The sequence below is a fragment of the Cupriavidus sp. 01T418 genome, from assembly GCF_056398885.1.
In genome coordinates this window covers 88791-110529 of sequence record NZ_JBFTQG010000003.1, presented here as the reverse complement: position 1 = coordinate 110529, position 21739 = coordinate 88791, and the positions used below count along the sequence as shown (strand labels likewise).

At 68.3% G+C, this 21739-nt stretch carries 22 protein-coding genes; 2 read left to right on the top strand and 20 right to left on the bottom strand.

Annotated elements, in window-relative coordinates; translation table 11 throughout:
• The first annotated feature begins 40 nt into the window (after positions 1 to 40).
• On the top strand, positions 41 to 2191 hold the full coding sequence (locus AC1DQ3_RS04695; RefSeq protein ID WP_477119016.1) for a TonB-dependent receptor: 2151 nt from the start codon (positions 41 to 43) through the stop codon (positions 2189 to 2191).
• A 193-nt stretch (positions 2192 to 2384) separates the two neighbouring features.
• On the top strand, positions 2385 to 3968 hold the full coding sequence (locus AC1DQ3_RS04690) for an ABC transporter substrate-binding protein (RefSeq protein WP_477119015.1): 1584 nt from the start codon (positions 2385 to 2387) through the stop codon (positions 3966 to 3968).
• Positions 3969 to 4004: 36 nt separating this feature from the next.
• Here AC1DQ3_RS04690 and AC1DQ3_RS04685 read toward each other — a convergent pair whose 3' ends face one another.
• The 20 genes from AC1DQ3_RS04685 to AC1DQ3_RS04590 all read right to left on the bottom strand — a co-directional run bounded on the left by AC1DQ3_RS04685 (position 4005) and on the right by AC1DQ3_RS04590 (position 21673).
• Positions 4005 to 4598, bottom strand: coding sequence for a GNAT family N-acetyltransferase (locus AC1DQ3_RS04685; protein WP_477119014.1), 594 nt, complete (start codon positions 4596 to 4598; stop codon positions 4005 to 4007).
• Between the two features lie 99 nt (positions 4599 to 4697).
• A complete protein-coding gene (locus AC1DQ3_RS04680; protein WP_477119013.1) occupies positions 4698 to 5294 on the bottom strand; it encodes a GatB/YqeY domain-containing protein in 597 nt (198 codons plus the stop codon).
• A gap of 39 nt (positions 5295 to 5333) precedes the next feature.
• On the bottom strand, positions 5334 to 6251 hold the full coding sequence (locus AC1DQ3_RS04675; protein ID WP_477119012.1) for an MBL fold metallo-hydrolase: 918 nt from the start codon (positions 6249 to 6251) through the stop codon (positions 5334 to 5336).
• A gap of 31 nt (positions 6252 to 6282) precedes the next feature.
• Entirely contained in the window at positions 6283 to 6963 is a 681-nt protein-coding gene (locus tag AC1DQ3_RS04670) for a DsbA family protein (protein WP_477119011.1), read from the bottom strand.
• A gap of 42 nt (positions 6964 to 7005) precedes the next feature.
• Positions 7006 to 7254 carry a DUF1289 domain-containing protein gene (locus tag AC1DQ3_RS04665; RefSeq protein ID WP_477119010.1) on the bottom strand — a complete coding sequence of 83 codons (249 nt, stop codon included), beginning with the start codon at positions 7252 to 7254 and terminating at the stop codon, positions 7006 to 7008.
• A 60-nt stretch (positions 7255 to 7314) separates the two neighbouring features.
• Positions 7315 to 7836, bottom strand: a complete 522-nt coding sequence (locus AC1DQ3_RS04660) for a YbaK/EbsC family protein (protein WP_477119009.1) — start codon at positions 7834 to 7836, stop codon at positions 7315 to 7317.
• A gap of 25 nt (positions 7837 to 7861) precedes the next feature.
• Positions 7862 to 8797 (bottom strand): hydroxymethylglutaryl-CoA lyase, encoded by a 936-nt coding sequence (locus AC1DQ3_RS04655; protein WP_477119008.1) that lies wholly within the window; start codon positions 8795 to 8797, stop codon positions 7862 to 7864.
• A gap of 86 nt (positions 8798 to 8883) precedes the next feature.
• On the bottom strand, positions 8884 to 9825 hold the full coding sequence (locus AC1DQ3_RS04650; RefSeq protein ID WP_477119007.1) for a 2-hydroxyacid dehydrogenase: 942 nt from the start codon (positions 9823 to 9825) through the stop codon (positions 8884 to 8886).
• Between the two features lie 297 nt (positions 9826 to 10122).
• Positions 10123 to 11166: a biotin synthase BioB gene (bioB, locus tag AC1DQ3_RS04645; RefSeq protein WP_477119006.1), complete on the bottom strand. Its 1044-nt coding sequence runs from the start codon at positions 11164 to 11166 to the stop codon at positions 10123 to 10125.
• Positions 11167 to 11224: 58 nt separating this feature from the next.
• The gene (gene bioD / locus AC1DQ3_RS04640) at positions 11225 to 11962 is read right to left on the bottom strand and encodes a dethiobiotin synthase (RefSeq protein ID WP_477119005.1); all 738 of its coding nucleotides are present in this window, start codon (positions 11960 to 11962) and stop codon (positions 11225 to 11227) included.
• Positions 11959 to 13176, bottom strand: a complete 1218-nt coding sequence (gene bioF / locus AC1DQ3_RS04635) for an 8-amino-7-oxononanoate synthase (protein WP_477119004.1) — start codon at positions 13174 to 13176, stop codon at positions 11959 to 11961. Before bioF ends, bioD begins: the two co-directional genes overlap by 4 nt.
• The gene (gene bioA, locus AC1DQ3_RS04630; protein WP_477119003.1) at positions 13166 to 14620 is read right to left on the bottom strand and encodes an adenosylmethionine--8-amino-7-oxononanoate transaminase; all 1455 of its coding nucleotides are present in this window, start codon (positions 14618 to 14620) and stop codon (positions 13166 to 13168) included. Before bioA ends, bioF begins: the two co-directional genes overlap by 11 nt.
• A 310-nt stretch (positions 14621 to 14930) precedes the next feature.
• Entirely contained in the window at positions 14931 to 15809 is an 879-nt protein-coding gene (locus tag AC1DQ3_RS04625; RefSeq protein WP_477119002.1) for a dienelactone hydrolase family protein, read from the bottom strand.
• Positions 15810 to 15870: 61 nt separating this feature from the next.
• On the bottom strand, positions 15871 to 16563 hold the full coding sequence (locus AC1DQ3_RS04620) for a glutathione S-transferase family protein (protein WP_477119001.1): 693 nt from the start codon (positions 16561 to 16563) through the stop codon (positions 15871 to 15873).
• Positions 16560 to 16985, bottom strand: a complete 426-nt coding sequence (locus tag AC1DQ3_RS04615) for a YchJ family metal-binding protein (protein WP_477119000.1) — start codon at positions 16983 to 16985, stop codon at positions 16560 to 16562. Before AC1DQ3_RS04615 ends, AC1DQ3_RS04620 begins: the two co-directional genes overlap by 4 nt.
• Positions 16982 to 17671 (bottom strand): HAD family hydrolase, encoded by a 690-nt coding sequence (locus tag AC1DQ3_RS04610; RefSeq protein WP_477118999.1) that lies wholly within the window; start codon positions 17669 to 17671, stop codon positions 16982 to 16984. Before AC1DQ3_RS04610 ends, AC1DQ3_RS04615 begins: the two co-directional genes overlap by 4 nt.
• On the bottom strand, positions 17668 to 18375 hold the full coding sequence (locus AC1DQ3_RS04605) for a DsbA family protein (protein WP_477118998.1): 708 nt from the start codon (positions 18373 to 18375) through the stop codon (positions 17668 to 17670). The genes AC1DQ3_RS04610 and AC1DQ3_RS04605 overlap by 4 nt, the downstream gene beginning before the upstream one ends.
• Before the next feature lie 148 nt (positions 18376 to 18523).
• Positions 18524 to 19654 carry an acyl-CoA dehydrogenase family protein gene (locus AC1DQ3_RS04600; RefSeq protein WP_477118997.1) on the bottom strand — a complete coding sequence of 377 codons (1131 nt, stop codon included), beginning with the start codon at positions 19652 to 19654 and terminating at the stop codon, positions 18524 to 18526.
• A gap of 60 nt (positions 19655 to 19714) precedes the next feature.
• Complete coding sequence (locus AC1DQ3_RS04595; RefSeq protein WP_477118996.1) at positions 19715 to 20395, bottom strand: SDR family oxidoreductase; 681 nt, start codon at positions 20393 to 20395, stop codon at positions 19715 to 19717.
• An 81-nt stretch (positions 20396 to 20476) separates the two neighbouring features.
• A complete protein-coding gene (locus AC1DQ3_RS04590; RefSeq protein ID WP_477118995.1) occupies positions 20477 to 21673 on the bottom strand; it encodes an acetyl-CoA C-acetyltransferase in 1197 nt (398 codons plus the stop codon).
• Positions 21674 to 21739 lie beyond the last annotated feature (66 nt).

Below are 21739 nucleotides of genomic sequence, written 5' to 3'. Positions count from 1 at the left end.
CGCGCCAAGCGTTCGATCACATCCAGGAACAACGCGAGTCATGTCTTTCCGTATCCAGCAAGAAAACCGCCCGCGGCGCACGCCGCTCGCCGCCATCGCGGCCCTGATCGCCTCCGCCTCCGCTGGCACCGGCGCCTTCGCGCAAAGCGCCCCCGCCGCCCCTGCCAGCGCAGCCACGCCGGCGCCCTCGTCCACCCTGCGCGAGGTGGTGGTCACCGCCAACCCGCTGGGCAGCGAACTCACCGACCTGGTGGCGCCGGTCTCCTCCCTCGGCGGCGATGCGCTCACGGTGCGCCAGGGCAGCACGCTGGGTGACACCCTGGACAAGCTGCCGGGCGTGTCCTCCAGCTACTTCGGCCCCAATTCCAACCGCCCGATCATCCGTGGCCTGGACGGCGACCGCATCAAGGTGCTGCAAAACGGCGGCAGCGCCATCGACGCTTCCACCCTCTCCAACGACCACGCCGTGGCGCTCGACCCGCTGGTGGCCGAGCGCATCGAAGTGGTGCGCGGCCCGGCCGCGCTGATGTATGGCGGCAATGCCATCGGTGGTGTGGTCAACGTGATCGACAACCGCATTCCCAGGGAGCCGATCCAGGGCATAGGTGGCGCGGTCGAAGCCAGCGGCACCGCTGGCGGCGACGTCGCCCGCAACACCAGTGGCATGCTGGAGGCCGGCAACGGCCGGTTCGCCATCCACGCCGATGCATTCGTGCGCAAGACCAGCGACCTGCACATTCCGGGCTACGCCCGCAGCGCCGCCCTGCGCAACAGCCAGCCGCTCCCGGACGGCGAAAGCGAGGCCTACGGGCGCCTGCCCAACACCAGCTCGCAGCAGCAAGGCGGCTCGCTGGGCGGCGCCTACACCTGGGCCGACGGCTTCGTCGGCGCCAACTACAGCGAATACCACAACGAGTACGGCACTCCGGCCGAGGACACCGTCCGCCTGCAGATGCGCCAGCAGCGCTTCGCGCTCGAAGGCGAAGCGCGCAACCTGACCGGCAATACCGGCGGCTTTATCGAATCGGTCAAGGGCAAGTTCAGCTATACCGACTACGAGCACAAGGAGATCGACTCCGGCCAGACCGGCACCCTCTTCAAGAACAACGGCTGGGACACGCGCTTCGAGGCCAGGCACGCGCGCATCGGCAATATGACGGGCGTGATCGGCACCCAGTTCAGCTCGACCCGCTTCTCGGCGCTCGGCGAGGAGGCCTTCGTGCCGACCACCGATACCGACAATGCCGCGCTGTTCATCTTCGAGGAAATGCCGCTGACCACCAGCGGCGACCTCAAGCTGAACCTGGGCGGCCGCGTGGACCACACCAGCCTGAAGACATACGCCAACGGCAACGACCGCTTCGCCGACGCCAGCCGCAGCTTCAACGCCGGCAGCGCCTCGGCCGGCCTGCTCTACAAGCTGGCGCCGGCCTGGTCGCTGACCAGCAACGTGGCCTATACGGAGCGGGCCCCGACCTTCTACGAGCTGTATGCCAACGGCCCCCACGTGGCCACCGGCACATGGGAGCAAGGCGACCCGAACGCCGCCAAGGAACGCGCGACCTCGCTGGACCTGGGCGTGCGCTTCAAATCCGGCCAGCACAGCGCCAGCATCGCCGGTTACTACAGCCGCTTCTCGAACTACCTGGCGCTCACCAACACCGGCACCGCGCGCGACGCGGAGGGCGACTTCGTGACACCGGGCAGCGCCGGCGCGCTGCCGGTGATGCAGTACATGGGCGTGCCCGCCACGCTGTACGGCTTCGAGGCCGAAGGCAAGGCGCGCGTGGCGCAGAAGCTGCTGACCGGCAGCGACACGCTGGACCTGGAAGCCCGCGCCGACTACGTGCGCGGAGAAAACCGCAACACCGGCGAGCCGCTGCCGCGCCTCTCGCCGCTGCGCCTTGGCAGTGCGCTGGTCTACGGCGCCGGGCCCTGGGGCGCGCGTGCCGAGCTGACCTACGCGGCCCGGCAAACCCGCGTGCCTGCCAATGACACGCCCACCGCCGCCTACACGCTGCTCGGCGCGTCCGTCACCTACAAGTTCAAGGTGGCAGGCACCCAGACCCTGGTCTACCTGCGCGGCGACAACCTGACCAACCAGGACGCCCGCATCGCCACCTCGATCCTGCGGGAGATCGCGCCGCTGCCAGGGCGCAGCGTCAAGCTGGGCTTGCGCACGACGTTCTGAGCGCAGCGCGGGCCGCCTTCGGCCCGCGCCTCGGGCAGGGCAGAAAACCGGCGAAGCGGCACGTCCGCTGTGCATGGCCGCCTCGCCCCGCTGCATCCGGTGCTGCGGGTCTGCCCGCCTTGACATGGTTGTGCGCACGTCCCGACAATGCTTGCACCGCATCTTGCGCAGCTTGCCTGACAGGGACCCATCGATGACCATCATCCGCCGCGCCCTTGGCGCCGCAGCGCTTGCCACAAGCCTTGCCTGCGCCGCCCTCTCGCCGACCGCCTTTGCCGCAAGCCTCACCATCGGCCTGTCCGGGGACATCACTTCGCTGGACCCGCACTATCACAACGTCACGCCCAACGCGAACGTGGCCGAGCATATGTTCGAGGCCCTGATCGCCAAGGACGAGAAGATGCGCTTCAAGCCAGCACTGGCGCTATCGTGGAAGGCGGTCAACGACACCACCTGGGAGATCAGGCTGCGCCCCGGCGTGAAGTTCCACGACGGCAGCGAGTTCACGTCCGCCGACGTGGTCTACTCGCTGAACCGGCCCGCCACGGTCAAGAACAGCCCGTCGCCGTACACCATCTACACCAAGGGCTTCAAGGACATTACCGCGGTCGACACGCTGACCGTGCGCATCACCACCAACGGCCCCTACCCACTGGTGCCGAATGACCTGTCCACCATCTATATGGTGTCGAAGACGGTCGCCGAGCACGCCACCAGCGAAGACTTCAACAGCGGCCGCGCAATGGTCGGCACCGGCCCCTACAAATTCGCCGGTTTCCGCAAGGGCGACCGCGTCGAACTGACCCGCAACGAAGGCTACTGGGGCAACAAGCCAGAGTGGGACACGGTGTCGCTGCGCATCCTGACCAATGACGCGCCGCGCGTCGCGGCGCTGCTCGCCGGCGACGTGCAGGTCATCGAGAACGTACCCACCTCGGACATCCGCAAGCTCTCGGTGGATCCCGCCGTGAGCGTGTTCAAGGTGCCCACCTTCCGCATGATGTACCTGCACCTGGACACCAACCGCGACGTCACCCCCTTCGTCACCGACAAGGCCGGCAAGCCACTGGCCAGGAACCCGCTCAAGGACCCGCGCGTACGCGCCGCGATCTCGCACGCCATCTCGCGCCAGGCCATTGTCGACCGCGTCATGGAAGGCGCCGCCGCGCCTACGGGGCAACTGGTCAACTCCACCCTCTTTGGCTATGTGCCGGGCCTCAAGCCCGATACCTTCGACGCGGCCGGCGCCAGGAAGCTACTGGCCGAGGCCGGCTACCCCGACGGCTTCCAGATCACGCTGCATGCGCCGAACAACCGCTACGTCAACGACGAACAGGTCGCGCAGGCCATCGCCTCCATGCTGTCGCGCATCGGCATCCAGACGCGGGTTGAGGCCATGCCGTCGGCGACCTTTTTCACACGCGCGAACAAGCTGGAGTTCTCCTTCCTGCTGGCCGGATGGGGCGCGGATACGGGAGAAGCGGGATCGTCGCTGAAGTCGCTGCTGGCCACCTATGATCCGGCCAAGGGATGGGGCGCCTCCAATCGCGGGCGCTACAGCAATCCGGCGCTGGATGCCAGGCTGACCACCGCGCTGACCACGATCGACGATCACGCGCGCGAGAAATTGCTGCAGGAGGCTACGGAAATCGGGATCAAGGACTACGGGGTGATTCCGCTTTATTTCCAGATCAATGTCTGGGCCGCGAAGAAGGGGTACAAGGTGACGCCGCGGCAGGATGAGCGCACTTACGCGTTTGCGATTACCAAGGGCTGATGGCGTGTTCGATGGCCTGGCACAGGCAGCTTCCCTTCATTTCGCCCCCTTGTCCCCACCCCGCCCAGGCTGCGCGGCCTGCCCGGCATTGCGGTACCACGGCGGCACCAGCGAATACATCGCCGCCGAGCACGGCACGCCATGCAGTACCAGCCGGTTGCGCGCGATGCATTCGAATTGCGCGCCGATCTTCTCCGCCACGGCGCGGCTGATCATATTGTGTTCCGCGGCGACCACCTCCAGCCGCGTCAACCCGAGCCGGTGGAATCCATAGCAGGCCATCAGTTCCGCCGCGCGCGCCCCCAGTCCCTGCCGTTGCCGGCTCTGTCGGATCCAGTAGCCGAGGTTGCCAAAGTTGTAGTCGCGGTTGATCTGGTTGATGGAGACGCCGCCATACAGCTCCCTGCCGTCCGGCGCAAACACGCCGATGTCATAGGCTTCGCCGATGCCCATGCTCTCCGTGCACATATCGACCCAGTTTTCGGCATCGCGCACGCTGTAGCCCGCATGGCACCATGGCAGCCACTTGCCCACGGTGTCGAGCGATTCATTCACGGCCGCCACGAACTGCGGCACATCGGTATAGCGAAAGGGGCGAAGGAGGAGACCTTGGCCGTGGAGGGCTTGCATGGTGCGTCCTTGCGATCGGTCAGCGGCGGCGCTTGCCGGCGGATGCTGTTGGCAGCGTACCCGGGTCCACCTGCTTCCCAGTGTAGCAATCCGCCGGCCTTATCTGGCCTTCCTGGCTTCGCCGATCAGCAGCCGGGCCTGCACGCGCGCATGCAGCAGCGCCATGTCGGCATGGCGCAGGCACGGGTGGCGGCTCAATGTGGCCATCACCTTGCCTGACTGCTGTGCCGAAGCGATGCCGGCCTCGGCTGCGGTGCGGTCGATCAGCGCGTCGAGCTCCGGCTCCGACAGCGGGCTGGCGATGCGGGTGGCCAGGCTCAGCGCGGTGTCGTCGAAGCCGGCGCCGTCGTCGAAATGGATGCGGCCTTCGAGCATCATGGGCAGGCCCTGTGGATCGAGCTCGCCGAAACGCAGCTCGCTGACATCGACCGCATGGTGGCGGCCTTCCACATGGATCGTGCCGTCGATATAGCCAGGCTCCGGGCTGAGCGGAAAGCGCAGGCGCTTGCCCGCCAGTTGCGCCAGGCTTTGCGACGGCAGGCTGACGCCGTCGAGACGGATCGCGGTACGCACCGATGCGCCACTGAGCACGAAGGGCGCCAGCTCGATCTGCAGGTCGGCCCCATGCGCGTGGATGGCCGAGGGCGAGAGATGCGCGACCAGCGGCCGGAGCAGTGCGACGGGAAAGGCAGGCATGGTCGATCCTCGCGATGGGTCGGGGTGCGGCGGCACCGCTTAGTCCCGGTTGTACACCTCGTTGCCATCCAGCGCCAGCGCACCGCCGGCAGCGAGAGAAGCCAGCGCGCGATCGAGGACCTGCGCCATCTCCTGCCCGGCCAGAAAGCGCGTTTGAATGCGTTGCATCAGCGGCGCCTGCTTCATCCACGCCAGCAGCGCTTCGCGCGGCATGCGTTGCTGCTCCAGCAGCTTGAATTTCACCAGCACCTTGATCGCGTGCGCGGCATTGCGCCCGGCATCGCCGCTCAGGTAGGCCAGGCGCGCGCCGGCGATATCGAGCGCCGCGGCGACGTTGGTGAACGGCCGCCCATGGCCGGGTATCACCACGCGCACGTCGAGCGTGGCGATGCGCGCCAGTACGGCCGCCTGCTCGGCGAAACCGCTCTCGCCTTCGAGTTCCGGGAAAATCACGCCGAAGCCGTTTTCCCATAGCGCATCACCGGAAATCAGGATGCCTTCCTGCGGCGCGAACAACATCACTGCATGGGGATCGTGGCCGGGCGCGGCCACCACCTGCCAGTCGATCCCGCCCAGACGCAGGTCATCACCGTCCTGCACCACGCCGTCGAAGCCGAAGCGATCGCATTGCTGGCCGGTGTCGCGGTAGCTGAGCGCGTCTACATCCCACGCGCGCACGGCGTCCGCCTCCGCGGCGGGGATCAGCGTGCGCGGTTGCCAGCGCGCCTGCAGCGCGGCGTTGCCGCCGCAGTGGTCGGAGTGCAGATGCGTGTTCACGAGGCGCCGCAGCGGCCGCCCACCGAGGCCGGCCTCGACCAGCGCCAGCGTCTGCGGCGCATGCGTGACATAGCCGGAGTCGACCAGCGCAGTGTCGTCGCCGTCGACAAAGAGGATGTTGTTGGCCGATAGCCAGCCGCGCTCGAAGATGCGCATGGTGGACGGCAGGGGGGGAGGCATGAAAGTGGCTGGCATCGGGGGCTATGGCTGATCAGCGGCCGGCGGACGAGGTCGGCGCATCGGCGCGCCCCGCTCCCACCGGCAAGGCAGCGGCGGCACGAAACGCGCCGGAGGCAAAAAAGGGATCCTGGTCCAGCCGCGCCGCCAGCATGTCGAGCGCATCCAGGCCCCAGAACACCTGGCCCTGGGCATCGCCCGGCAGCACGGCGGTGGGCACGCCGAACACGCCATGCGCGACGGCTTCGTCACCATGCTCGCGCAGGCGCGCCTTGACCGCATCCTGCGCCAGCGCAGCGGTGGGTACGCCCAGCAACGCGCACAGCGCATCGAATTCCGCCTGCTGTTGCGGCACATGGCCTTGCTGCCAGACAAAGCGGAAGACCTGCGCCAGCGTCGCGCGCGTGAGCCGGCCTTCGATCTCCAGCGCTACCGCCAGGCGCAACAAGGGCAGCGGGTTGAAAGGATGCACGGCGGGCATGGCGAGCCTGATGCCGTCCCGGTGCGCGATCCAGGCAACATGCTCGAAGGTGAAGCGGCGCTTGGGCGCGATCTCGGCCGGGCCGACATTGCCCCAGTGGCGCAGCAGCCCGGCAAACAGCAGTGGCACGTAGCGCACCGTGACATCGGCCGGCAAGGCCCGGGGCAGCCGTTCGAACGCAAGGTAGGCAAACGGCGAGATCGGGTCGAAGTACCAGTCGATGGCGGTGGTCATGGCCGGATCACTCCGTGTTGCCTGCAGGGGACGCCGACGCCATCATGACGCCGCCCTTGTGACGAGCTCTGCAGCGCGCGGCGGCAAGAGCAGCCAGATCCTGCGCCGCTCGGCCTCGTCGCTGCCGGACCATGCGGCAATCTCGTCGATGGTGCGCAGGCAGCCTTCGCAATAGCCGCTGGCGGCATCCATGCGGCACACATTGCGGCAGGGCGAAGGCACGGGCTCCGCGCGCTGGGCGGCTTGCGCGCCGCGCGTGAGTTCGGCGAGCAGGCGGGTGGCTTGCGACATCGCCTCAGCCCTCGTGCCGGATGCCGTGCGTGCCGCATGTGCCGTGTGTACGTGGCGGCTTCATGCGGACTCGCGCTGCGCCACGTCGGCCACGTCGGCCCCGGTCATGCGCTGCAGTTCTTGCGGCGTGAGGTTGAACACCGCGTGCGGATGGCCGGCGGCGGCCCACAGGCTGTCGTAGCGGAACAGGTCGCTGTCGAGCAGCATCACCGGAGCGACCGCATGGCCGATCGGGCAGACGCCGCCAATGGCGTAGCCGGTCTTCTCGCGTACGAACCTGGCGTCGGCCTTGCCAAGCGGGCCCACCACCGCGGCGACCTTGGCTTCGTCGACGCGGTTGCTGCCGCTGGCGATCACCAGCACCGGCGCGTCGTCGGCCACGCGGCGAAAGATGATGGACTTGGCGATCTCGGCCACCGAGCAGCCGAGGCCAGCCGCGGCTTCGGCCGAGGTCTTGCCGGTGGCGGGCAGCATGACCACGGGCTTGTCGTGGCCCAGGCCGGCCAGCAGGCCGGCCACACGCTGCGCCGCCTCAGGCAACGCGGCGGTGCCGTGGGCTTTGTCGGGAGAGCTGCTGATCATATCGATACGTGCGAATGGCAGGGTCTTACACGCAGGCAGGCGCGGCGTCGGCCGCGGCGCCCCACTTCGTCAGCAGCGCGCGTCCCACGCGCGAGCTGTTCGGGCGGCCGATCGACTGCGAGATAAAGTCTCCCGCGCGTACCACCTGCTCCAGGTCGATGCCGGTGTGGATGCCCATGCCGTGCAGCATGTACAGCACGTCCTCGGTGGCGACGTTGCCGGTGGCGCCCTTGGCGTAAGGGCAGCCGCCGAGGCCGGCCACCGAAGCGTGGAAGATCGAGATGCCGACCTGCAGGCTGGCCAGGATGTTGGACAGCGCCTGGCCGTAGGTATCGTGGAAATGGCCGGAGAGGCGGTCGATGGGGAATTCGGCGGCCACCGCGTGCATCACCTCCTGCACCCGGCCCGGCGTGCCCACGCCGATGGTGTCGGCGATGTCGATCTCGTCGCAGCCGAGATCGCGCATGCGGCGCACCACGTCCACCACCGCGTGCACCGGCACTTCGCCCTGGTACGGGCAGCCAAGCGCGCAGGAAACACTGGCGCGCAGGCGCAGGCCCTTCTCCTTGGCGGCGGCGGCCACGGGCTCGAAACGCGCGATGGATTCGGCGATGGAGCAGTTGATGTTCTTTTGCGAGAAGGCCTCGCTGGCGGCGCCGAAGATCACGACCTCGTCCGCGGAAGCGGCCACCGCGCCTTCGAAGCCCTTCATATTGGGCGTGAGCACCGAGTACAAGGTGCCCGGCCTGCGCTGGATGCGCGCCATGACTTCGGCACCGTCGGCCATCGCCGGCACCCATTTGGGCGAGACGAAGGAAGCCGCTTCGATATTGACGAAACCGGCGTCGCTCAGGCGGTTGATGAGATCGACCTTGACTTCGGTCGGCACCAAGGCCTTTTCGTTCTGCAGGCCATCGCGCGGGCCGACTTCGACGACTTTCACATAGTGGGGCAGGTTCACGATATCTCCTCGTTCTGGGTAGCCGCGCCGGCGCGGCCTATCCGGTCCGGGACACGGGGGGCGCTGCGCCCCGGTGCCCGGTTTGATCAATAACCGCGGTGCAGGTCGACCACGCCGGCGATCGGCTGGCCCGCGCCCAGCGCGCGGATCTTGCCCGCGATCTGGGCGATGCTGTCTTCGCGCAAGGTCAGCGCCGCGATATGCGGCGTGATGGTGATGCGCGGCTCGGCCCAGAAGGGATGGTCGGCAGGCAGCGGCTCGGTGCGGAACACGTCGAGCATGGCGCCGGCAACCTGGCCGGACTGCACCGCGGCCAGCAGGTCTTCCTCGACCAGGTGCGGCCCGCGCGCCACGTTGATCAGGTAGGCGCCCTTGGCAAGCTTGCCCAGCAGGCCGGCATCGAGGATGTTCTCGGTTTCCGGCGTGAGCGGCAAGACATTGACCAGCACGCGCAAACCGCCCAGGAAGCCAGCCTGCCCAGCCTCGCCGGCAAAGCCCTGCACGCCTTCGACCTCGCGCGCCGTGCGGCTCCAGCCGCGCACCGGGAATCCCAAACCGGCCAGCGCCTTCGCGATCTGCGCCCCCAGCGTGCCCACTCCCATCACGCCGACGGTGAAATCGGCGCGGCGATGCGGCTTGAGGAAACGCCAGGTGCCGGCCTGCTGGGCCAGCGCATATTCGTCCAGGCGGCGGAAGTAGCGCAGTACCGCGTGCGTCACGTAGTCGATCATCTGCGCAGCCATGCCGRCATCGTCCAGGCGCACGATGGGCACGCCGGCCGGCAGCGCGTTCGCGTCGGTGTCGCGCAGGCTCAGGATGCCATCCACGCCGGCGCCGAGATTGAAGACGGCCTTCAGGTCGGTACGCCCGCGCAACATCTCCAGCGGCGGGCGCCAGACCACCGCGTAGTCCACCTGCTGGTTCCTGCTGTCCTCCCAGGTCAGGCATTGCGCCTCGGGCAGGGCTTCGGCAAAACCGTCGATCCAGGGCTGGTAGCGGCCGTCCGGTACGTACAACTGCAACTTCATCTCATCTCCACTCTGGCATTCTTACTCGTCTATTTTCGCAGAGGACGGGCGCTGCCCGCGGATTTCTTGCGGCGGCGCCCCCGCACGGGCAGCAGTTCGGCCGCTGCCGGCCTGGATGAAGTGTAACCGGGCGCCCTTCCCTTGCGCGGCATGCGCGAGCGGGTCGATCCGGGAAGGCGCCAACAGGCGGTGGCCGCTGCAAGGAACAAAGGTATCACCTTCCGCATGGACCTGCCCGGGGGCGCGACGGGTGCCGAGATCGGCACGGCATGGGCGCCGGATAACAGCGTCGCGCGCTTACCCTGCGTAGCCCTCGGTGCGAATATCGAGCCGGGCCAGCAGGGCGCGGTCACGGTCGGCCTGGGGGTTGGCGGTGGTCAGCAGCCGGTCGCCGTAGAAGATGGAATTGGCGCCGGCCATGAAACACAGCGCCTGCAGCGCATCGTCCATGGTTTCGCGCCCGGCGGACAGGCGCACCATGGCGCGCGGCATGGTGATGCGCGCCACCGCGATGGTGCGGACGAACTCGAACGGGTCGATCGGCGGCGTGTCGGCCAGCGGCGTGCCCTTGACCGCCACCAGGTTGTTGATGGGCACCGACTCCGGATACGGATCGAGGTTGGCGAGCTGCGCGATCAGCCCGGCGCGCGCTTCGCGCGATTCGCCCATGCCGACGATGCCGCCGCAGCACACGTTGATGCCCGCCTCGCGCACATGGCCGATGGTGTCCAGGCGGTCCTGGTAGGTGCGGGTGCCGATGATCTCGCCGTAGAACTCGGGTGAGGTATCGAGGTTGTGGTTGTAGTAATCCAGCCCGGCGTCCTTCAGGCGCTGTGCCTGCTCGGCCTCAAGCATGCCGAGCGTGACGCAGGTCTCCAGCCCCATGGCCTTGACCTCCTTCACCATCTCGATCACCGGCTCCAGGTGGCGGTCCTTGGGGCTGCGCCAGGCGGCGCCCATGCAGAAGCGGCCGGCGCCGCTGGCCTTGGCGGCGCGCGCGGCTTCCAGCACTTCATCGAGCGCCATCAGCTTGCCGGCCGTGACGCCCGCATCGTGGTGTGCGCTCTGCGGGCAGTAGCCGCAATCCTCTTCGCAGCCGCCCGTCTTGATCGACAGCAGCGTCGAGAGCTGCACAGCGTTGGCGTCGAAATGCTCGCGGTGCACCTGTTGTGCGCGGAACAGCAGGTCGTTGAACGGCAGCGCATACAGCGCGGCGACTTCGGCCACGGTCCAGTCGCCGGGCCTGGCGTCCGGCGCGGTCTCGGTGAAGCGGCGGGCGGTCTGGCGCAGGGCGTCGGCGGAAATGGTGGCGACGGTGTCGGGTGCGTGGGGAGTGGTCATATTCGTTCTCTGTTCCGGTAATGCTTGCTGTGTTATCGGTAATCTGGCTGGCGCGCGCTCAGGCGGCGACGCCCGTGGTGCCGGCATGGCAGGCGGCAATCAGCGGCGCCAGCGCGAGCTGTCCGGCGGCATCGGCCGGCGCGACCTGCCACGGCAGCGTGCCGAGGTGCGGAGCACCCAGCGCAGCGCGCAGCGTGTCGATGTTCTCGTCGGCGAGGTCCATGGCCGGGTCGATACGGTTGGCGATCCAGCCGGCCAGGTGCAGGCCGCGCGCGCGTATGGCTTCTGCGGTGAGCAGCGCATGGCTGATGCAGCCCAGGCGGATGCCCACCACCAGCAGCACCGGCAGGCCGAGCATCACGGCAAGGTCGGCGGTGTCCCAGCCCCCCTCTTCCCGCGGCGCCCCGTCGAGCGGCACGCGAAAGCCGCCGACGCCTTCCACCACCACCGCATCGGCCTGCGCCTGCAGCGCGGCAAAGGCGGTACGAATCGGCTCACGCGTGATGCGCGCGCCTTCGATGGCGGCAGCGAGGTGCGGCGAGGCCGGCGTGCGCAACAGGAAGGGGCAGGTCAGCGCCTGCGGCACGGTCACCGCACTGGCGTCGCGCAGCTGCGCCACGTCATCGTTATGCCAATGGTCGCCGCGCCATTCGCTGCCGCTCGCTACCGGCTTCATGCCGACCGCGCCGTGGCCGGCGGCGCGCAGCGCATGCAGCAAGGTGGCGCTGGCGTGCGTCTTGCCGACGCCCGTGTCGGTGCCCGTGACGAAGCAGGCGATGGGTGCGCGCGCGCTCATGACGCCTCCGTGAGCGGCATCACGCTGCCCAGGCTGGCCAGCAAGCGCTCGACATCCGCCAGCGTGTGCGAGGCCGACAGCGTGATGCGCAGGCGCGCCGTGCCCATCGGCACGGTGGGCGGACGGATCGCGCCGACGCGGATGCCATCGGCCTCCAGCGCCGCGGACAGTGCCAGCGCGGCCATGTTGTCGCCCACGATCACGGGCTGGATCGCGGTGGCGCTCTCGCCCAGGCGCCAGCCCGCGGCGCGGGTCAGGTCGGCCAGCCCGGCGCGCAGCGCGCGGATCAGCGTGCCGAGGTGCGCGCGGCGTTGCCGCCCTTCGTCGCCGGCGATCAGCGCCAGGCTCGCGGACAAGGCGTGCGCCACCGCCGGCGGCGCGGCCGTGGTGTAGATGTATTGCCGCGCGGTATTGACCAGGTGCTCGATGATGGTCTCGTGCGCGGCCACGAAGGCGCCCGCCACGCCGGCGGCCTTGCCCAGGGTGCCGATGTAGATCAGGCGCGGCGAAGTCAGGCCAAGGTGCTCCAGCACGCCGCGGCCTTGTTCGCCCAGCACGCCGAATCCATGCGCGTCGTCGACGATGATCCACGCGTCATGCCGCTCGGCCAGCGTCAGCAGTTCGGTCAGCGGCGCGAGATCGCCGTCCATGCTGAACACGCTGTCCGTAACGATCAGCTTGAGCGGGCTGCTGCTGGCGCACAGCAGGCCATCCAGCTCGGCCACGTTGCGGTGGGCATACCGGCGGATTTCGGCGCGCGCCAGGCGGGCGCCGTCGATCAGCGAGGCGTGGTTGAGCTCTTCGCAGAACAGCGTGGCATCGGCGCTGCCCAGCGCGGTCAGCACCCCCATATTGGCCATATAGCCGGTGCAGAAGTACAGCGCGCGGGCATGCGGGATATGCGGCGCGAACCACTCAGCCAGTTCGCTCTCGAGCCGGTGGTGGGCCAGCGAATGCCCGCTCACCAGGTGGGATGCCCCGCTGCCCGCGCCGAACTGGTGTGCGCCCTCCGCCATCGCCGCGATCAGCGCGGGATGGTTGGCGAGGCCCAGGTAGTCGTTGCTGCAGAACGTCAGCAAGGAGTGCAATTCGTCGCCGCCGGCATCGCTCACCGCCTGGTGCGGGGCGCAGGCGGAGTACGCGGTGCGGCGGCGCCGCGTCAGTGCCTGTTGGTCGCGCTCGGCGGCAGCCAGGGTCAGGTGTTCAAGCAGCATGGCAATTCTCCGTGGGCGCGGCGGTGCTGCCGGCCAGTACCGTGTCGAGCGTGGCGTGTAGCTGGCCGGCCAGCCACTGCGCCATCTGCGCATCGAACACATAGGGCGGCATGACGTAGAGCGTGCGTCCGATCGGCCGGATCAGCACGCCGTGCGCACGCGCGGCATGATGGAAGCGCGCGGCGAATTCACCCGCGTTCGCGGCGTATGCCTCGCGCACGTCGGCGGCCCAGATCAGCCCGCGCTGTCGCACGTGCTCCAGCCGGGCATCGGCGGCCAGCCCTGCCATGGCTTGCGCGAGCCACTGCGCGCGCTGCCGGTTTTGCGCGACCACGTCTTGCCGGGCGAACAGGTCCAGCGTGGCCAGCGCCGCGCGGCAGGCGAGCGGGTTGCCGGTGTAGGAATGCGAGTGCAGGAAGCTGCGGGCGCGGTCCGGGTCCCGCTCGCCGGCAACGAAGGCCTGCTGGATGGCACTGCGGGACAGCACCAGGGAGAGCGGCAGGTAGCCGCCGCTGATGCCTTTGGACAGGCACAGGAAATCGGGCCACAGGTGCGCCGGCAGCGGTCCGCCGGATGCATCGCCGGCGCCGCGCGCCTGCTCCCAGGCGAAGAAGGTGCCGGTGCGGCCGCAGCCGACCGCGATCTCGTCGGCGATCAGGTGCACGCGGTAGCGGTCGCACAGCGCGCGCACGCCTTCCAGGTAGAGCGGATCGTGCATCGCCATGCCGGCGGCGCATTGCACCAGCGGTTCGATGATGAGCGCAGCGACCTGCCCGCCGCGCGCCTGCAGCAGCGCCTCCAGTTCGTCCAGCGCGCGCTGCGCCACCTGCGCCGCGCTCTCGCCCGGGGCGGCCTGGCGCGCGTCGGGCGACATCACCACGTGCGAGCGCATCAGCATCGGATCGTAGGCATCGCGGAAGATCGCCACGTCGGTCACCGCCAGCGCCCCCACGGTCTCGCCGTGGTAGCCGTGGCGCAGGCAGATGAATTCGCGCTTGCCACCCAGGCCGGCATTGCGCCAGTAGTGGAAGCTCATCTTCAGCGCGATCTCGACGGCGGAGGCGCCGTCGCTGGCATAGAACGCATGGCCGAGCGCGCCGCCGGTCAGTGCCGACAGCCGCTCGCCAAGCTCCACTGCCGGTGCATGCGTGCAGCCGGCCAGCATCACGTGCTCCAGCGTGTCGAGCTGCTCGCGCAGCGCGGCGTTGATATCGGGATTGGCGTGGCCGAACAGGTTGACCCACCAGGAACTGGTGGCGTCGAAATAACGCTGCCCGCCGGTGTCGTACAGCCAAGGGCCTTGGCCACGGGCGATGGCCAGCGGCGGCTCGCCGGCATCGGGCCGCAGCGGCGTGCACGGATGCCAGACGGCGCGCAGGCTGCGCTCGCCCAGCGTGAGCGGCGCGGCCGTCGCCGGGGATGCGGAATTGGACTGGTCTTCCAAGGAAACCCTCCTTTATTGACCGCGCGCTGGCCTGCCCGGCCGGGCTGAGCCCGGCGTGGCGGCACTTGCGTGCGGGTTGGGGAGAGTCATGGTAGGGAGCTACCAGGCAACTTGGCAAACAGCGCCGGATTTACACGTTGGCGGCGCGTTAAGCGAAAATACGCGGAGAAGGGCGCATCAGGCACGTATCCCCATGTCGCCATGCCCTTATCTTCACACCCGGTGCCGCCGGTGTTTGCCGCTATCGGGGGAAATCCGGGGCAAACCTGGGGTAAACCTTCCGCCAGTGCGCGCATTTCGACCTTCGCAGTCATGGCTGGGGATCGAAGGGAAGCCCGATCTCCTTGAAGAACCGCCCCACTTCCGGCAGCCAGATGGGCAAGCCGGCCCGGCTGCCGAACATCGTGTGCGAATCGCCCGCGAACGCGCCGAAGTCCACCATGTGCGTGTTCGCGGCAGCACCGTGCACCTGCGCCTTGTAGGCTTCAAACATCTTCGTGGGCAACGGCTGCGGCCAGTAGCTGTCGTTATCGCCGTACATCCACAGCGAGGGATAGTGCGCCTGCTTGCCATAGTCGCCAAACGCATCAACCAGGTTGAACTCCCAGCGGGCGCAGGATTCATCGCGCAGCCCGCCGGCGAAATTGACGACGCCGAGCACGCCCGGGTACGCAATGGTGCTGAAGGCCATGGTGGTCAGCCCGCCGTGCGACTGGCCAATGACGACGATGCGGGTCTTGTCGACATAGGGCTGCCTGACCATGTAGTCGAGCGTGGCGACCACGTCCTCGGCCTGCACCAGGCCGTTGCTTTCCACATTGCAGCCGCCGCCGATATAGGCGCCGCCGGACTTGGAAAAGCCCTGGCGCATCGGTATCGCCACCACGTAGCCGCGCTTGACGAATTCAGCGCTCTGGGCGAAATAGCGTGCGCGCGGCTGGAATGCCGGCTTGCCGGACGCCTTGCCATGATTGAGCACGATCAGGGGAAACGGGCCGTCGCCGGGTGGCTTGAAGACGGTGGTCTCCAGCTCCACCGAGAATATCGCGCCCGGCTTGGGGATCATCGTAATCTGCTCCGCCAGCGCCGGGGCCCGCGAAGGCGAAGAGGCGCCCTCTTGGGCACGCGCATGGCCGCCTGTCACGAATACCAGCGCCAAGGCCAGTCCAGCCGCGATCCGTCTCACCATTGCCTGCTCCCAGATTTGCCCGCCCGGTTCCAGCCGACCCGCCGCCCCGGCGCCCACCCGCTCAGCCGGCGCGTTTCGGCAGCGGATGGCCGGGCAGGAGCGTATAGGGATGCTGCCAGCCCGGCAGCGCGCGCAGCCGCTCGGTCCAGGCGTGGATGTGCGGATATTCCTTGCGCCAGTGCACGCCGATCTCGTCGTCGAAGAAGACGTAGCCCGCCAGCGAAAAATCGGCAATGGTAAGCCGCTCGCCAAGCACATGGGCGCGCCCCGACAAATGCGTGTTGAGCACGTTCCATGCGCCTTCGCAGCGCTGCCGCAGGAACTGCAGTACCGCCGGGTCCGGCGCCTTGGCGAAGGTGCGCAGAAAGCGGTAGGTCGCGGTATAGGAGCTGAACTTGTGGTTGTCGAACAGCAGCCAGCGCAGCACTTCGATGCGCTCGGCATCGTCGGCGGGGCCATAGGCGCCGAGCCGCTGCGCCAGCACGTCGAGGATGGCGCCTGATTGCGACAGCCGCCGGCCGTCGAACTCCAGCACCGGCGCCTCGCCCATCTCATTGATGGCGCGATACGCCGGCGTGTGCGTCTCGCCATTGAAGTAATCGACGAAGCGCGGCGTCCACAGCTTGCGGCCGCGCTGCACGCCGACGGTTTCCAGCAGCAGCGCCACCTTGTAGCTGTTGCCGGATTGCGCGAAGCCGTACAGCAGATAGTCGGCGCTCGATGCGGTACCTGTAGTGGCCTTCGATTCCGTCATGGTTTCTCCCCCAGCATTTCGCCATCCACATAAAGCCAGCGCGGCGCCTCTCCCGCGCCGCGCGCCTCGCGTACGAAGCGGCTGCGCTCGTGCAGCCGCCAGGCGCGCCCGCCCACCTTGTAGCGCGCCACGAACTCCACCTCGGCGTGCGTCTCGTCCTGCTGCGCGTGCGCCTTGACCGCCAGCCCGAGCCAGCGCGTGCCGGTGTCGGGCGCGAGGTCAGCCGGGCAGGTGGACGGATGCCAGGTATGGCGCAGCCAGTCCACGTCGCCCAGCACATAGGCGCTATAGCGCGAGCGCATCAGCTGCTCGGCGTTGCCCGGCAACGCCTCGCCGCGATGGAAGCGCCCGCAGCAGGTGGCATAGTCCCCGCCGCCGCAGGGACAGCCGCCGGTGCCGGCGCCGGACGCGCGCGCCTTCATCCGATCAGCCCCGGCAACTCGCGCATATCGGTAAAGATGGTGCCGGCACCGGCCGCCACCAGCGTTTCGGCGGCATTGCGCGCGGCGTAGCCGAGCACCGTCATGCCCGCGGCAACGCCGGCGGTCACGCCCGTCGGGCTATCCTCGATCACCACGCAGCGCTCCGGGTCCACGTTCATGGTGCGCGCCGCCAGCAGGTATACGTCGGGTGCCGGCTTGCTGCGCTCGACTTCGGTGGACGAGAAGATATGCTCGCGCTCGTCCCGCTGGAACAGCTCGACCAGCCCGGTGCGGGTCAGCTGCAGCTTGACCTTGATGCGATCCGCGCCTGACGCCACGCAGATGGGCAGGCCCGTGGCGGCGATCGCCGAGACCGCCTCACGCACGTGCGCCACCGCCTGCACCTCCGCCTCCAGCACCGCATTGCGCCGCACGAACCAATGCGACAGCCAGTTCTCCGGCAACGGCGCGCCGCGCCTGCGCTCGATATTCTCGAGCTCCTCGCGCACCGCGCGGCCGAGGAACCATTTGGTGGATTCCTCGATCGAGATGCGGATGCCGAGTTCGTTGAGCATCTCGTTGAGCACGCGGTTGACGATGGGCTCGCTGTCGACGAGCACGCCGTCGCAGTCGAAAATCACGCAGTCGAAACGGGGGTGGCGGACCGGCTTGTTGCTGATGTTCATGCAGGCTTCTTTTCCTTGCTGATGTCTGTGTTGCTGTCTGTGTTGCTGTCTGTGTTGCTGATTGTATTGCCATCCGTGCCGGCCACCGCGCGCAGTGCCGTCGGGCGCCTGCTCTTGAGATGCGCCTCGATCTGGTCCAAGCGGTCGAAACCCCAGAACGGCTCGCCGTCGATGATCACGAAGGGGGAGCCGAACACGCCCCTGGCCATGGCCGCTTCGATCTCGGCCTTGAGCTGGTCCTTGATCTGGACGCTGCTGGCGCCGGCATCCATGGCGTGCGCGTCGATGCCCAGCGGCTCGGCCAGCTTCACCAGCTCCGCCGGTTCGCTGATGTTGATGTCTTCCAGGAACAAGGCGTGATAGACCGCCTTGGCGAACGCAATCGCGATATCGCTGCCATGATGGTTCTGCAGCCACAGCATGGCGCGCGCGGCTTGCGTGGTCGGCAGGGGGAAGTGCGTTGGGCGCCTGTATTCGATATCGTGGAAGCGCGCGGTGCGCTCGAAATCGAGCCACGCGTAGTCGCCCTTGAGCGGCACTTGCGGCAAGGGCGAGCCGCCGGTGGTCTTGAAGACCACGCCGAGCAGGATCGGATGCCATGCGACGTCGCGCCCGTATTTCCGCGCCAGCTCGTCGATGCGGGTGCTGGCGAAATAGCCGTAGGGCGAAGAAAAATCGAAGTAGAAGTCGATGGCAGCAGTCATTGTCTGGGGGGGCTCCTGGCGTCTGGCCGTGTGGGTTCGGTACTTCGGTACTTCGGTACTTCGGTACTTCGGTACTTCGGTACTTCGGTACTTCGGTACTTCGGTACTTCGGTACTTCGGTACTTCGGTACTGGGCAAACAACCGTCTTCAGGCCAGCGCCCGCGCGATCAGTATCTTCTGGATATCGCTGGTGCCTTCGTAGATCTGGCAGACGCGCACATCACGGTAGATGCGCTCGACCGGGAAATCGCTGACATAGCCGTAGCCGCCGAAGACCTGGATAGCGGCGGAGCAGACCTCCTCCGCCATCTCGCTGGCATACAGCTTGGCCATCGCGGCTTCCTTCAGGCAAGGCCGCCCCGCATCCTTGAGCGATGCGGCGTGCCACACCATCTGCCGCGCCACCTCGATCCTGGTCGCCATGTCGGCCAGGCGGAACTGCACCGCCTGGTGCGCGAACAGCGGCTGGCCGAAGCTCTCGCGCTCCTTGGCGTAGGCCAGGGCCGCCTCGAACGCGGCGCGCGCCATGCCGATGCTCTGCGAGGCGATGCCGATGCGCCCGCCTTCCAGCCCGGAGAGCGCCATCCTGTAGCCGGCGCCTTCCTCGCCGAGCATATTGGCGGCGGGCACGCGGCAATTCTCGAACAGGATCTGCGCGGTGTCCGACGAATGCTGGCCGAGCTTCTCCTCAAGCCGCGCCACGATGTAGCCGGGCGTGGAGGTCGGCACAAGGAAAGCGCTGATGCCACGCTTGCCCGCTGCCTTGTCGGTCACGGCAAGCACGATCGCCACATCGGCGTTCTTGCCGCTGGTGATGAATTGCTTGACGCCGTTGAGCACGTAGTCGTCGCCGTCCCGTACCGCGCTGGTGCGCAGCGCCGCGGCATCGGATCCCACGTGGGGCTCGGTCAGGCAGAAGGCGCCCAGCATCTCGCCGCGCGCCAGCGGCACCAGCCACTGCTGCTTCTGCGCCTCGCTGGCAAAGGCCATCAACATGCTGCACACCGGGCAGTTGTTGACGCTGATGACGGTGGAGGTGCCGCCGTCGCCGGCGGCGATTTCCTCGAGGATCAAGGCCAGCGACAGATAGTCGAGCCCGGCCCCGCCGTATTGCTCGGGCACCGCCACGCCGTACGCGCCCAGCGCGGCCAGCTCGCGGTGCACCGCCTGCGGGAAGGTCTTGTCGCGATCCCAGGCGGCGGCGTGCGGCGCGATCTCCTGCTGCGCGAACTGGCGCACGGCGTCGCGGATCATTTCCTGTTCTGGCGTGAGCAGCATGTCAAGTCACCAAGGTTGTCGCCGCTGCGGGCGTGACGAAGGATGCAACGACCGTGGCGCTCACCACGGGATCGCGCTCCCATCGTAGTTGCGAAAGCCGCCATTGTCCTGGCGGGTCGCGCCGGCGATCACGGCGCGCATGCCGGAGACGCTCTGCTGCGGCGTGAGGTCGGCTTCCTTGCCGCCCATCTCGGTCTGCACCCAGCCAGGGTGGAAGGCCAGGCAGGTGGCATGGCGCGCATCGAGCGAGATCGCCTTGAGCGCCGCGTTGGCCGCGGCCTTGCTGACCCGGTAGAGCCAGCTGCGGTTGCTGTCCATCGTGCCGATGCTGCCCATGCGCGAGGCCAGCACCGCCAGCACGCCGCCCTTGCCCGCACGCCCGGTTTCGACCATCGGCAGCAGCAGCGGCAGCGCCATCATCGGCCCCAGCACATTGACATGCATCACCTTGTCGAAGTCCTCGCGGGTCACGGGCTGCGCGCTTTCCGTGCGCGGGCCGATCACGCCGGCGTTGTAGATCGCCACGTCGATGGACTCGCCGTCCAGCTTCCAGCCCAGCCCGGCGACCTGACCCGGGTCGGTCAGGTCGGCGCGCAGCGCCTCGGCGCCGAGCGCCTCGATGGCCTTCATGCCATCGTCGCTGCGCGCAACGGCCAGTACCCGCCAGCCTTCGGCGCGGTACTGGCGGACGAATTCGAGACCGATGCCGCGCGAGGCACCCAGGATCAGAGCAGTTGGCAAGGCGATACTCCTTCTACGTTGGTTGCGGCCCTGCTGCCGCGCGGAGGCGGCAGCCACTCGGTTGCGGTCGATGCCGCGGGTTCAGACGATCTCCAGCCCCACCGCGGTGGCTTCGCCGCCGCCGATGCACAGGCTGGCCACGCCGCGCTTGCCGCCGGTCTTGCGCAGCGCGCCGATCAGCGTGGCCATGATGCGCGCGCCGGAGGCGCCGATCGGGTGGCCGAGCGCGCAGGCGCCGCCGTGGATGTTGACCTTGTCGCGCGGGATCCCGAGGTCGTGCATGGCGGCCATCGGCACCACGGCGAACGCCTCGTTGATCTCGAACAGGTCGACGCTGTCGGTGGTCCAGTCGAGCTTGCGGTAGAGCTTGTTGATGGCTTCCACCGGCGCGGTGGTGAACCAGCCGGGTGCCTGCGCGTGGGTAGTGTGCCCCAGCATGCGGGCCAGCGGCACCAGGCCGAGGCGCATGGCGGTGGATTCGCGCATCATCACCAGCGCGGCGGCACCGTCGTTGATCGACGAGGACGACGCGGCGGTAATGGTGCCGTCCCTGGCAAAGGCCGGCTTGAGCGACGGAATCTTGTCGAGCTTGATGCGGCGCGGGCCTTCATCGGTGTCGATGACGGTGTCGCCGCCACGGCCCGGCACGGTCACCGGCGCGATCTCCCAGCGGAAGTCGCCGCGCTCGGTGGCCTGCTGGGCGCGCCGCACGCTCTCCATGGCGAACTCGTCCTGTGCCGCGCGGGTAAAGTTGTACTTGGCCGCGCAGTCCTCGCCGAAGGTGCCCATCGAGCGCCCGCCGCCCTTCTCGTCCTTGATATAGGCGTCTTCCAGGCCGTCCAGCATCATGTGGTCGAAGATCATGCCGTGGCCGATGCGGTAGCCGCCGCGGCCCTTGGGCACCAGGTAAGGGGCATTGGTCATGCTCTCCATGCCGCCGGCGACGGCGATCTCGAACGAGCCCGCGATCAGCGCATCGTGCACGTTCATGGCGGCGCGCATGCCGGAGCCGCACATCTTGTTGACCGTGGTGCAGCCCACGCCAAGCGGCAGCCCGGCGCCCAGCGCCGCCTGCCGTGCCGGCGCCTGGCCCTGCCCGGCGGGCAGCACGCAGCCGAACACCACTTCCTCGATCTGCTCCGGCTTGAGGCCGGCGCGCTCCACCGCGGCGCGGATGGCGGTGGCGCCCAGTTGCGGCGCGGTCAGGGCGGCGAACTCGCCCTGGAAGGCCGCCATCGGGGTGCGGGCGGCGGATACGATGACAATGGGATCATGCATGGGATGTCTCCAGGGATTAGGGGCGCTGATGGGGCGCTGACGGGGCGCAATACGTGGCGGCGATGG